The following is an 11,996-nucleotide window of genomic DNA, read 5'->3' on the forward strand; positions in this document are numbered from 1 at the left end:
CGAAGCTCGACCCTCATGCCGAGCGCACCGCCCGCAGTGCGGGTGCGGATTCGATGAGCGCGCCGGCCTCGCGCCAGCCGAGGCCGACGGTCGACAGCACCGACAGCATCACGAGCCCGGCACCCTGCGCGCGGTCGAGCCCGCTGCGGACGGACTCGGCGAGCACGGCGATCGCCGACTCTTCGATGAGGCGGGCGAGCAGCCCCGGCGGCAGGTCGCCGCGGAGGGAACCGCTCAGGATGCCTCGTTCGACGATGCCGCGGATCGTGCTGCGCAGCGGAGCGAGCGCCTCGGCGGCGAGCTGGACGTAGGCGTCGGAGACCGCGAGTCGGGCGACGACGCGCACCTGCTCGACCTCTTCCCAGATGCGGGCGCCGAGCAGGGCGAGGGCGACGCGCTCGTCGCCGCCGATCGCCGACCGGGCCACCGCGTTGAGGCGGTCGGCACCGTGGGCGATGAGCGCACGCACGAGGGCCTCGCGATCGCGGAAGTGGCCGTAGAGTGCCCGACGGCTGAGTCCGGCGGCCGCAGCGACCACGTCGAGCGGGGCGTCGGGCGACTCGGCGAGCACGCGTGCGGCGGCGATGAGGATGGCTTCACGGTTGGCGACGGCGTCCCGACGAGGTGCGCGTCGCTCCGCATCGGTGACGGAGGGCATGACCCCAGTCTACGATCTTGCACACTTGTGTGCAAGTTTTCGTGAGGCCCTCTCCGCTCGACCGGCGAGTGCGTCAGTCGGTGCCGAGGTCGAACGCGGCGGCCTCGTTCACCGCGTCGGTCGCGACATCCAGCTCGGTCTCGCCGGCGCCGGACGCGATCTCGGCGGCCTGGCCCTCGCGCAGGTCGCCGACCAACGCGGCGGTCGCGCCACCGACGATGCCGAGGTGCGCGTACTGCTCGAGGCGGGCGCGCGAGTCGGCGATGTCGAGGTTGCGCATGGTGAGCTGGCCGATGCGGTCTTCGGGGCCGAAAGCCTGGTCGCCGACCCGCTCCATCGAGAGCTTCTCGGGCACGTAGCTGAACGCCGGGCCTCGGGTGTCGAGGATCGTGTAGTCGTCGCCGCGGCGCAGGCGCAGCGTGACCTCGCCGGTGACGGCCGAGCCGACCCACTTCTGCAGCGATTCGCGCAGCATCAGCGACTGCGGGTCGAGCCAGCGACCCTCGTACATGAGCCGGCCGAGCCGGCGGCCCTCGGCGTGGTAGTTCGCGATGGTGTCTTCGTTGTGGATCGCGTTCAGCAGGCGCTCGTAGGCGATGTAGAGCAGTGCCATGCCCGGCGCCTCGTAGATGCCGCGCGACTTCGCTTCGATGATGCGGTTCTCGATCTGGTCGCTCATGCCGAGGCCGTGGCGGCCGCCGATGCGGTTCGCCTCGAGCACGAGGGCGACCGCGTCGGTGAACTCGACCCCGTTCAGCGCCACCGGTCGGCCCTGCTCGAACCGCACGGTCACGTTTTCGGCGGGGATCTGCACCGATTCGTCCCAGAACCGCACGCCCATGATCGGCTCGACGATCTCGATGCCGGCGTCGAGCTCTTCGAGCTTCTTCGCCTCGTGCGTCGCACCCCAGATGTTCGCGTCGGTCGAGTACGCCTTCTCGACGCTCGCCCGGTACGGCAGGTCGCGCGCCTGCAGCCACTCGCTCATCTCGGTGCGGCCGCCGAGTTCGGAGACGAACGCGGCGTCGAGCCACGGCTTGTAGATGCGCAGGCGCGGGTTGGCCATCAGGCCGTAGCGGTAGAACCGCTCGATATCGTTGCCCTTGTAGGTCGACCCGTCGCCCCAGATGTCGACCCCGTCCTCGCGCATCGCGCGCACGAGCAGCGTGCCGGTGACGGCGCGACCGAGCGGGGTGGTGTTGAAGTACGTCTTGCCGCCCGAGCGGATGTGGAACGCGCCGCACGCGAGGGCGGCGAGCCCCTCTTCGACGAGCGCGGCCCGGCAGTCGACGAGCCGCGAGAGCTCGGCGCCGTACTCGAGCGCCCGCCCGGGCACCGCCTCGACATCGGGCTCGTCGGGCTGGCCGAGGTCGGCGGTGTAGGTGCACGGCACGGCACCCTTCTCGCGCATCCACGCGACGGCGACCGACGTGTCGAGCCCTCCGGAGAAGGCGATGCCGACGCGCTCGCCGACGGGAAGGCTGGACAGGACTTTCGACATGGCCTCCAGCCTAATCGGGTGCGGTCGGGTGCGACGACGGGCGGATGCCACGACGCCGCATTGCGCCGCTCGACGCATCGAAAAGGCCTCGCGATAAGGTTGAGTGTGACTGCAGACGAAGCAACGCCTGAGCGCGAGGCCGGTCTGGCCGACGAGCCCGAGGTGCGTGAGGCACTCGCCGACGGCGACCGTTCCGCCGTCCACGGGGTCGTGACGGAGCATCCGTCGTCGCCCCTCGCCTGGACCGAACTGGCCGATCTGGCCGATTCCGAGGGCCGCCCGCTCGAGGCGTTCGCCTACGCGACCGTCGCCGTCGACCTCGCCCGAGACCAGCTCGCGGCCGCCGGGTGGAGGCCCGGGGCATCCGTGTCGTGGGCGGAAGAGCCCAACCGCGCCTACCTGCGCGGGCTCGACGCGAAGCGCCGCGCCGCCCTCGCCCTCGGCCTCGACGATGTCGCGGCGAACGCGGCGGCCGAGCTCGCCAGCGCCGACGACTCGGCGCCAGCGCGCATCGCGAGCGAGTTCACCCCGACCCAGCAGCTCTCGCTCGCCGACCTTCGTGCGGCCCAGGACGCGGCCGACGCCGCCGACGCGGCCGATGCCGCCGATGCCGCCGGCACTGCCGAACCCTCACCCGACCCCTCCCGAGAGGACTGATACCTATGCCCGCAGCCGTACTCGTCGGAGCGCAATGGGGCGATGAAGGCAAGGGCAAGGCGACCGACCTGCTCGGCTCGCGCGTCGACTACGTCGTGAAGTTCAACGGCGGCAACAACGCGGGCCACACCGTCGTCATCGGCGGCGAGAAGTACGCCCTGCACCTGCTGCCCAGCGGCATCCTCAGCCCGAACGTGGTGCCGGTCATCGGCAACGGCGTCGTCGTCGACATCGAGGTGCTCTTCGAAGAGCTCGACGCGCTCGAAGCACGCGGGCTCGACACCTCGAAGCTGCGGGTGAGCGCGAACGCGCACGTCATCACGCAGTACCACCGCACGCTCGACAAGGTGACCGAGCGGTTCCTCGGCAAGCGCCAGATCGGCACCACCGGCCGCGGCATCGGACCGACCTACGCCGACAAGATCAACCGGGTCGGCATCCGCATGCAAGACCTCTTCGACGAGGGCATCCTGCGGCAGAAGGTCGAAGGAGCGCTCGACCAGAAGAACCACCTGCTCGTGAAGGTGTACAACCGGCGCGCCATCGGCGTCGACGAGATCGTCGACGAGCTGCTGTCGTACGCCGAGCGCCTGCGCCCCATGGTCGGCGACACCGCGCTCGAGCTGAACCAGGCGCTCGACGCCGGCAAGACCGTGCTGTTCGAGGGCGGCCAGGCGACCATGCTCGACGTCGACCACGGCACGTACCCGTTCGTCACGTCGTCGAACGCGACGAGCGGCGGGGCGATCACCGGCTCGGGCGTCGCGCCGAACCGCATCGACCGCATCATCGCAGTCGTGAAGGCGTACACCACGCGCGTCGGCGCCGGTCCGTTCCCGACCGAGCTGTTCGACGAGTGGGGCGACTTCCTCACCGAGCGCGGCGCCGAGTTCGGCACCACCACGGGCCGCAAACGGCGCACCGGATGGTACGACGCGCCGATCGCCCGCTACGCGTCGCGCATCAACGGCGTCACCGACTTCGTGCTCACCAAGCTCGACGTGCTGACGGGCGTCGAGAAGATCCCCGTGTGCGTCGCGTACGACGTCGACGGCACGATCGTCGACGAGGTGCCGGTGTCGCAGTCCGACTTCCACCACGCCAAGCCCGTATACGAGGAGTTCCCCGGCTGGACGGAGGACATCTCGGGCGCCCGCACGTTCGAAGAGCTGCCCGCGAACGCGCAGAGCTACGTGCGCGCGCTCGAGGCGATGAGCGGGTCGCGCATCTCGGCCATCGGCGTGGGCCCGGCGCGCGACGCGATCGTGCAGGTGCACGACCTGCTCGACTGAGCCCGTTCGCCTGCCCCGAATCGGGGCGCGTCCGGCGCGTGGCACGGTGCCCGGTCGAAGAACGGATGCCTCGGGGGTAAGCGGCATCCGCGGCGCGTGCGGACGGTCGAGTAGCGGCGACGCGGAGCCTCGAGAGAGTCGCTGCGCTCGCTACTCGACCAGCCCTGGCGCTACTGGTTGCCGACCGACTTGTCGATGTTGTCGCGCACGTCCTTGACGGTGTCGGCGTGCTTGCCGCCGGTCACCTTGTTCGCGGCATCCGCGACGCTGTCGAGGACCTTGTCGCTGATGTCCTCGGCCTGCTCGCTCTTCAGGACCTCTTGGATCTTGTCCTTGTTCTGTTCCACGAAGTCACCGGCCTGCTTGGCCAGGTCGTCGAGCCCGCTCATGGAGGTTCCCCCTTCGTCGTGGGCGGCTGCGTCGCCGCCACCCGTCAGCCTATTCCGGCGCTCGTGTGCCGGGTAGAGCACGGATGCCTCGTGGCAAGATCGTGCGGTGACCACTTCTGTGCGCCCGCCCGCCGAGCCCCTCATCGGCCGGTTCATCCGTCTCGACCCGTTCTCGCCCGACGACCTTCCGGGCCTTCGCACCGCACTCGTGCACGCCGAGGTGTTCGCGGGCGGGTACGGCGGCGGGCCCGCGGGTCTGCCGCGCGACGACGTGTCGTGGGCGGAGTTCGCTGCCGGGCAATGGCAGCCGAGCGCGGTGTCGATGCCGTGGACGATCCGGCTCGTCGGCGGCCCCGACCACGACACGATCGTCGGCACGTCGACCATCGGTGACCTCGATGTGCGCCACGACGGCGCCCACATCGGCTGGACGGGGTACGACCCGCGGGTCTGGGGCACGGCCGTGAACCCCGAGGCGAAACGGCTGCTGCTCGGGCTCGCGTTCGACCACGGGTTCGAACGGGTGAGGATCCAGGCCGATTCGATCAACGCGCGTTCGCGTGGGGCCATCGAGAAGCTCGGCGCGGTCTTCGAGGGCGTGATGCGTCACGATCGGCGGCGAGCGGATGGTTCGTGGCGCGACACCGCCGTCTACTCGGTGCTGCGCGACGAGTGGCCACGGGTGCGCGCCGGCCTCGACGCCCGCCTCGCAGCGTTCGAGGGCGCGATCACCCTGGGCTGATCCCGCTCGTGGAGGGGCCGCCCGACCGAGTCGGACGCGTCTCGAGCCCGTGAGGTGCATTGATCGGTGCTCCCCACCAGCCCTGCGACACCGCCGATGCGCGCACCTGTGCGCCCACCTATGCCCCATCGAGTGGGCTGAGAACGTCGTTGCGCGGCCGGGTTGGCGCGCTCATTGGCCACTCGAGCCGGCGCTCGCGGTGGGCGGCTGACGGTAGCGCGTGTCCTCGGGCACGTGCAGACGGCGCAGGAACGCGTCGGCGCCACGCGGCGCGCCGCTCCGGTCGATGCGCGAGACGATCACGGTGGTGAGCACCGCGATCGGCACCGTCCACGCCGCGGGCTGCTCGAACACCGACGCCGCGGCGGGCCACATCGCTCCGAGCGCGGGGCCGCCGAGGATCGCCGCCCCCGAGAGCACCGCCCCGGTGAGCATGCCGGCGATCGCCCCGCGAGCGGTGAGCCCCCGCCACCAGATGCCGAGCAGCAGGATGGGGCACAGCGTCGACGCGGTGAATGCGAACACCAGCCCGACGCTGCCCGCCAGTCCCGACGACGATGTGACGAGCGCGACCACGAGCGGCACGAACGTGGACAGCACTGCGGCGATGCGGAACCCGCGCACGCTGCCGCCGAGCAGGTCCTGGCTGATCACGCCCGCGAGCGACACCACGAGGCCCGACGACGTCGAGAGGAACGCGGCGAAGGCCCCGGCGATGACGAGCGCGGTGAGCAGGTCGCCGAGCGGGCCGTCGACGAGCCGGTCGGGCAGCAGCAGCACCAGGGCGTCGGCGTCGCCGGATGCCGCGAGGTCGGGTGCGAACGCCCGCCCGAGCAGTCCGAACGCGGTGGGGAACAGGTAGAACACGCTGAGCAGCACGAGCACGATGATGGTCGTGCGGCGGGCGGCCGAGCCGTCGGGGTTCGTGTAGAACCGCACCAGCACGTGCGGCAGTCCGAGCGTGCCGAGCAGCAGCGCCACCATGAGCGATACCGTGCGGTAGACGTCGAGCGACGCCGGCCCCGACGCCGCCGGGAACGCCTCGGCGAGCACGAGTTCGGGCTCGACCCCGCGACCGCCGCCGACGACGAGCAGCAGCACGACCACCGGCACCGCGAGCGCGGTGAGCTTCAGCCAGTACTGGAACGCCTGCACGAACGTGATCGAGCGCATGCCGCCCGCCGCCACGACGACGGCGACGATGACCGCGACCGCGAGCGACCCGGCCCACGCCGGCAGCCCAGTCGTGATGCGCACGGTGAGGGCCGCGCCCTGCAGTTGCGGCACGATGTAGAACCATCCGATGACGATCACCAGCACGCTCGTCACGCGGCGCACCCACCGCGACTCGAGCCGCGCCTCGGTGAAGTCGGGGATCGTGTACGCCCCCGACCGGCGCAGGGGCGCCGCGACGAACAGCAGCAGCATGAGGTATCCGGCGGTGTACCCGATCGGGAACCACAGTCCGGCCGAGCCGGTGAGCAGGATGAGCCCGGCGATGCCGAGGAAGCTCGCCGCCGACAGGTACTCGCCGCCGATCGCCGACGCGTTCCACCACGGACGCACCGTGCGGCTCGCGACGTAGAAGTCGCTCGTCGTGCGGCTCACGCGCAGCCCGTAGAACCCGATCAGCGCCGACACGAGCGCGACCGCGACGATCGCCGCGTAGCCGATCGCGGGGTTCACCTGCCGCCCCCGTTCACGCGTCCTCCGTGAGCGAGCGATACCTGGCCTCGTTGCGCGATGCGCTGCGCACGTACAGCACGGCGACGGTGATCGCGAGCGGGTACACGCCCACCGCGAGCAGCAGCCACGACAGCGGCACCCCGAACACGAAGGTGTCGTCGAGGTCGGGCACGAGCGAGATGACGAGCAGGAACGCCACGGTCGCGAGCACGAACCCGCCCGCGCAGACGAGCGCGACGCGCAGCTGCGAGCGGATGAGCGAGCGCACGTACTCGCCCTGGATGTCGCTGGTCGGCGCGCTCGCCCGGCTCCAGGAGACGGATGCCCCGCCGGGCCGCGGTGCCGTCACGCGCACACGCGGCGGCGGAGCATCCGGCAGCTCGCCCGAGCCGTCGCCCGCTCGCTCGCGCCCGTCGCTCACGACCGGGCCCGGAACGTCGTCGACTCGAGCCGCTCGCGCAGGCCCGGCAGCAACCGCCGGCTGACCGGCAGCTCGGCCCCGCCGACCGTCACGCTCGGGCGGTCGCCGCCGAGCCGTACGCGCGTGAGGTGCGACAGCGCGACGAGGTACGACCGGTGCACGCGCACGAACCCGGCGTCGGCCCACTGCCGCTCGAGGTCGGCCATCGGCACCCGCACGAGGTAGCTCGCCTCCTCGGTGTGCAGCCGTGCGTAGTCGCCCTGCGCCTGCACGTACCGCACGTCGTCGCGGCGGATCATGCGGATCGTGCCGCCGAGCGTTACCGCGATCATCTCGGGTTGTGCGACCGGCACCGAGCCCGTCGCGGTCGACGGCGACGCGTTGGTGCGCAGCGCCTCGACCACGCGGGTCACCGAGCGCTGGAGGCGCTCTGCACGCACCGGTTTCAGCAGGTAGTCGACGGCCGCGAGGTCGAACGCCTCGAGCGCGCCCTCTTCGTCGGCGGTCACGAATACGAGCGCCGGCGTGTGCTCGAACCGGCTCAGCGCCCGGGCGAGGTCGAAGCCCGACAGGCCGGGCATGTGGATGTCGAGGAACGCCGCGTCGACCGGCTCGCGGCTGAGCAGGCGGATCGCCTCTGAGCCGCTGGATGCCTCGTGGATGACGCCGATGCGCGGATCCTGCCGCAGCAGGAACGCGAGCTCGTCGACGGCGGGCTGCTCGTCGTCGGCGATCAGGACGCTGATCACCGTTCCATCCTTCCATCGAGGCCGCGCGCGTCGACGCTGCGGCCGGGCTGCGACTTCGGCACCCGCATGCGCACGAGCGTACCGGCGCCCACGTTCGTCTCGACGACCAGGCCGTGCTCGTCGCCGTAGACCTGCCGCAGCCGCGTGTCGACGTTCCGCAGGCCCACGTGGTCGCCGGGTGGGCCGCCGGCGAGCACCCGCCCGAGCACCTCGGGGTCGATGCCGACGCCGTCGTCCTCGACGGTGAGCTGGGCGAACGCGCCCTGATCCTCTGCGGTGATGGTGATGCGCCCGCCGCCCTCCTTCGCCTCGAGTCCGTGCCGCACGGCGTTCTCGACGAGAGGCTGCACCGACAGGAACGGGATGACCGTCGACAGCACCTCGGGGGCGATCTGCAGGGTCACCTGCAGGCGCTCGCCGAACCGCGCACGCTCGAGCCGCAGGTACGAATCGATCGAGCGCAGCTCCTCGGCCACGGTCGTGAAGTCGCCGTGCCGGCGGAACGAGTACCGCGTGAAGTCGGCGAACTCGAGCACGAGCTCGCGCGCCTTCGCCGGGTCGGTGTTGATGAACGACGCGATCGCGTTCAGCGAGTTGTAGATGAAGTGGGGGCTGATCTGGGCTCGCAGCGCCCGCACCTCGGCTTCGGCGAGGGCGGCCCGGCTCGCGTCGAGCTCGCCGAGCTCGACCTGTGCGGCCACCCAGTCGGCGACCTCGCCGGTCGCGCGCACGAGTCCGGCGCGCACGGGCGACGCGAATGCGACGATCGCTCCGGCCGCGCGCCGGCCGACGAGGATCGGCGCGGCCGCGGCATCCGTCTCACCCGACGCGGTGGCGACCCGCCGCTGCAGCTGGGGACGACCCGACTCGACCGCCTCGGCCGCGAGCCGCGCGGCCGCCGGGGCGAGCGACTCGTCGCCGTCGACGGCGACGACGCCGCTCGCGTCGGCGAGGGCGAGCGTGTCGCAGCCGAGCAGCGCCCGCAGATGCTTCGTCGCGCGGGCCGCGTCCTGTCGGGCCGCGTCCTGTCCGCCCAGCCCCGAAACGCCCAGCCCCGCACCGCCCAGCCCCGAACCGCCCAGCCCCGCGCCGCCGAGCCCGCCGCGCAGGTGGGTGGCTGCGCGCGACGCCAGGTGCAGTGTGCGGTAGGTGGCCCGCTCTTCGTCGGTGCCGAGCTCTTTCGACGCGAGCGCGAGCCGCCGCAACAGCACGACGATGCCGACCGCCAGGGCGCCGGCGACCACGCCGGCCGCGGTCGCGAGCAGCGTCGACTCGGGCACCTGACAAAACTAGCCGTCGTTCGTCGCGATCGTCGCGCCGTTCGTCGCACCGCCGACGCCGTTCACCGACGATGAACGGCGCAGCACCCCCGCAGAGTGCCGCCGTCACCAGAATCGTTCCACTGCGAACGCAGCGGCGCGGCTGCCGCCTCGCCTCGACCCCCCTCGAAGGAGTAGACGCTATGGGCAACGACGCCCTGAGCTCCGAGACGACGGCACCGCCCGTCGATTTCGGAGCCGTCCAAGCATCACCCGAGTTCCAGAAGCTGCGGAAGACGCATCGCAGCTTCGTGTTCCCCGTGCTGGCCGCATGCCTCGTCTGGTACCTCGCCTACGTGCTGCTGGCCAGCTACGCGCACGACTTCATGTCGACCCAGGTGTGGGGCAGCGTCAACGTGGCGATGATCCTCGGCCTCGCCCAGGTGGTCACCACGTTCGCCGTCACGACCTGGTACGTCAGCTACGCGAACCGCAACCTCGACCCGAAGGCCGAGCAGATCCGCAACGAGATCGAGGGCGGCGACTTCGAGTCGGCCGCCGGTGCTGCGACCGCTGAGGAGGCGACCCGCTGATGCTGCACTTCGAAACCACCGCAGCCGCGGCCGACAACGCCTGGCTCAACATCGGCATCTTCGGCGTCTTCGTCGCGATCACGCTCGTGATCGTGTTCCGCGCGAGCCGCAACAACAAGACCGCCTCCGACTACTACGCCGCGGGCCGTTCGTTCACCGGGGGGCAGAACGGATCGGCGATCGCGGGCGACTACCTGTCGGCGGCGTCCTTCCTCGGCATCGTCGGCGCGATCGCCGTCACCGGGTACGACGGGTTCCTGTACTCGATCGGGTTCCTCGTGGCGTGGCTCGTCGCCCTGCTGCTCGTCGCCGAGCTGCTGCGCAACACGGGCAAGTTCACGATGGCCGACGTGCTCTCGTTCCGGCTGAAGCAGAAGCCGGTCCGCATCGCGGCGGCCGTCACGACGCTCGTCGTGTGCTTCTTCTACCTGCTCGCGCAGATGTCGGGGGCAGGCGGCCTCGTGTCGCTGCTGCTCGGGGTCGGCGACCAGGTCGGCCAGGCCGTCGTCATCACCGTGGTCGGCGCGCTCATGATTCTCTACGTGCTCATCGGCGGTATGAAGGGCACCACCTGGGTGCAGATCATCAAGGCGGTGCTGCTCATCGCAGGCGCCGGCGTGATGACGGTCTGGGTGCTGGCGATCAACGGCTTCAACTTCTCGACGCTGCTCGACAACGCGGTCGCCGTCGCCGACAACCCCGCGATCCTCGACCCGGGCCTGAAGTACGGCGTCTCCGAGATCGCGAAGGTCGACTTCGTGTCGCTCGGCCTCGCACTCGTGCTCGGCACCGCGGCGCTGCCGCACGTGCTGATGCGCTTCTACACGGTGCCCACCGCGAAGGAGGCTCGCAAGTCGGTCGTCTGGGCGATCTGGCTGATCGGCATCTTCTACGTGTTCACGCTGGTGCTCGGGTACGGCGCGGCGGCCCTCGTCGGCCCGTCGGTCATCGCCGCGGCGCCCGGCGGCCCGAACTCGGCGGCTCCGCTGCTCGCGTTCGAGCTCGGCGGCCCGCTGCTGCTCGGCCTGATCTCGGCGATCGCGTTCGCGACGATCCTCGCGGTCGTCGCCGGCCTCACGATCACCGCGGCGGCGAGCTTCGCGCACGACATCTACGCGTCGGTCGTGAAGAAGGGTGCTCCCGAGGCTGGTGCCGAGGTGAAGGTCGCCCGTCGCACGGTGGTCGTCATCGGCATCGTCGCGATCATCGGCGGCATCGCCGCGAACGGCCAGAACGTCGCGTTCCTCGTGGCCCTCGCGTTCGCCATCGCCGCGTCGGCGAACCTGCCGACGATCGTGTACTCGCTGTTCTGGAAGCGGTTCACCACCAAGGGTGCTCTCTGGAGCATGTACGGCGGGCTCATCTCGGCGCTCGTGCTGATCATCTTCTCGCCGGTCGTGTCGGGCTCCGAGGCATCCATGCTGAAGACCGCGGACATCAACTTCGCGTTCTTCCCGCTCTCGAACCCGGGCATCGTGTCGATCCCGCTCGCGTTCCTGCTCGGCTGGATCGTGACCATCCTCGACAAGACCAAGGAGGACCCGGCCAAGCAGAGCGAGATGGAGGTGCGCTCGCTCACGGGCATCGGCGCCGAGAAGGCGGTGCAGCACTAGGCCGCGCAGCCGTCGGCTCGGAGCCGACCAGACCCCGGCGGCGGGCGGGGGAGCCCGCCGCCGGACCGTCTCGACACGGCCAGGAATGCCTGCCCAGGGCGTGTCGAACAACGAGGACGGGGCCGGATGTCTCAGACATCCGACCCCGTTCCGCTGTCGCGGTGGTGTTCGCGGTGGCTGTCGCCTTGACGTTCGCGTTGCGGAGCCCGCGCAGCTCAGCTGCGACGCAGCCGCGCGATCCCGATGACGACGAGGAGAAGGCCCACGACCTCGACGACCGGGCCGACGACCACCCACAGGAGCACGCCGCTCATCGCGGAGCCGGGCAGCAGGTTGAGCCCCTGCAGGGTCCAGATGACGCCCGCGGCCATCAGCAGTACCCCGACGACGATCATGATCCAGTTCATCGCACGCGCCCTTCGGTCACGTGTCGATC

Annotated in this window: 13 protein-coding genes; 5 read left to right on the forward strand and 8 right to left on the reverse strand. The window is 70.9% G+C overall.

Annotated features, from left to right (window positions below):
• Nucleotides 1-13 precede the first annotated feature (13 nt).
• Together FLP10_RS10255 and argG are read right to left on the reverse strand one after the other, a co-directional pair.
• Nucleotides 14-658 (reverse strand): TetR/AcrR family transcriptional regulator, encoded by a 645-nt coding sequence (locus FLP10_RS10255; protein WP_149160766.1) that lies wholly within the window; start codon nucleotides 656-658, stop codon nucleotides 14-16.
• Between the two features lie 73 nt (nucleotides 659-731).
• On the reverse strand, nucleotides 732-2,159 hold the full coding sequence (gene argG, locus FLP10_RS10260) for an argininosuccinate synthase (RefSeq protein WP_149160767.1): 1,428 nt from the start codon (nucleotides 2,157-2,159) through the stop codon (nucleotides 732-734).
• Between the two features lie 105 nt (nucleotides 2,160-2,264).
• On the opposite strand from argG, the gene FLP10_RS10265 reads away from it, so the two are divergent.
• A complete protein-coding gene (locus tag FLP10_RS10265; RefSeq protein WP_168209165.1) occupies nucleotides 2,265-2,816 on the forward strand; it encodes a DUF3151 family protein in 552 nt (183 codons plus the stop codon).
• A gap of 5 nt (nucleotides 2,817-2,821) precedes the next feature.
• The gene (locus FLP10_RS10270) at nucleotides 2,822-4,108 is read left to right on the forward strand and encodes an adenylosuccinate synthase (protein ID WP_149160769.1); all 1,287 of its coding nucleotides are present in this window, start codon (nucleotides 2,822-2,824) and stop codon (nucleotides 4,106-4,108) included.
• Between the two features lie 170 nt (nucleotides 4,109-4,278).
• Here the strand turns inward: FLP10_RS10270 and FLP10_RS10275 are convergent, their stop codons facing one another.
• The gene (locus FLP10_RS10275; protein WP_149160770.1) at nucleotides 4,279-4,497 is read right to left on the reverse strand and encodes an Rv0909 family putative TA system antitoxin; all 219 of its coding nucleotides are present in this window, start codon (nucleotides 4,495-4,497) and stop codon (nucleotides 4,279-4,281) included.
• A 106-nt stretch (nucleotides 4,498-4,603) separates the two neighbouring features.
• Here FLP10_RS10275 and FLP10_RS10280 point away from each other — a divergent pair, with 106 nt between their 5' ends.
• A complete protein-coding gene (locus FLP10_RS10280) occupies nucleotides 4,604-5,239 on the forward strand; it encodes a GNAT family N-acetyltransferase (RefSeq protein WP_149160771.1) in 636 nt (211 codons plus the stop codon).
• 171 nt (nucleotides 5,240-5,410) lie between these two features.
• Here the strand turns inward: FLP10_RS10280 and FLP10_RS10285 are convergent, their stop codons facing one another.
• The 4 genes from FLP10_RS10285 to FLP10_RS10300 are packed head-to-tail and all read right to left on the reverse strand — an operon-like array spanning nucleotide 5,411 to nucleotide 9,375.
• Nucleotides 5,411-6,925: a sodium/solute symporter gene (locus FLP10_RS10285; RefSeq protein WP_149160772.1), complete on the reverse strand. Its 1,515-nt coding sequence runs from the start codon at nucleotides 6,923-6,925 to the stop codon at nucleotides 5,411-5,413.
• A 13-nt stretch (nucleotides 6,926-6,938) separates the two neighbouring features.
• Complete coding sequence (locus tag FLP10_RS10290; protein ID WP_246149990.1) at nucleotides 6,939-7,346, reverse strand: DUF63 family protein; 408 nt, start codon at nucleotides 7,344-7,346, stop codon at nucleotides 6,939-6,941.
• Nucleotides 7,343-8,095, reverse strand: a complete 753-nt coding sequence (locus FLP10_RS10295; RefSeq protein ID WP_149160773.1) for a LytR/AlgR family response regulator transcription factor — start codon at nucleotides 8,093-8,095, stop codon at nucleotides 7,343-7,345. Before FLP10_RS10295 ends, FLP10_RS10290 begins: the two co-directional genes overlap by 4 nt.
• Entirely contained in the window at nucleotides 8,092-9,375 is a 1,284-nt protein-coding gene (locus FLP10_RS10300) for a sensor histidine kinase (protein ID WP_149160774.1), read from the reverse strand. Before FLP10_RS10300 ends, FLP10_RS10295 begins: the two co-directional genes overlap by 4 nt.
• 182 nt (nucleotides 9,376-9,557) lie before the next feature.
• Between FLP10_RS10300 and FLP10_RS10305 the strand changes: the two genes are divergently transcribed.
• Both FLP10_RS10305 and FLP10_RS10310 read left to right on the forward strand, forming a co-directional pair.
• Nucleotides 9,558-9,947 (forward strand): DUF485 domain-containing protein, encoded by a 390-nt coding sequence (locus FLP10_RS10305; protein ID WP_149160775.1) that lies wholly within the window; start codon nucleotides 9,558-9,560, stop codon nucleotides 9,945-9,947.
• Entirely contained in the window at nucleotides 9,947-11,560 is a 1,614-nt protein-coding gene (locus tag FLP10_RS10310) for a solute symporter family protein (RefSeq protein WP_149160776.1), read from the forward strand. Before FLP10_RS10305 ends, FLP10_RS10310 begins: the two co-directional genes overlap by 1 nt.
• 215 nt (nucleotides 11,561-11,775) lie before the next feature.
• Here FLP10_RS10310 and FLP10_RS10315 read toward each other — a convergent pair whose 3' ends face one another.
• Nucleotides 11,776-11,967: a hypothetical protein gene (locus FLP10_RS10315; RefSeq protein ID WP_149160777.1), complete on the reverse strand. Its 192-nt coding sequence runs from the start codon at nucleotides 11,965-11,967 to the stop codon at nucleotides 11,776-11,778.
• Nucleotides 11,968-11,996: the final 29 nt, after the last annotated feature.

It is taken from the genome of Agromyces intestinalis (assembly GCF_008365295.1).
Lineage (GTDB): Bacteria > Actinomycetota > Actinomycetes > Actinomycetales > Microbacteriaceae > Agromyces > Agromyces intestinalis.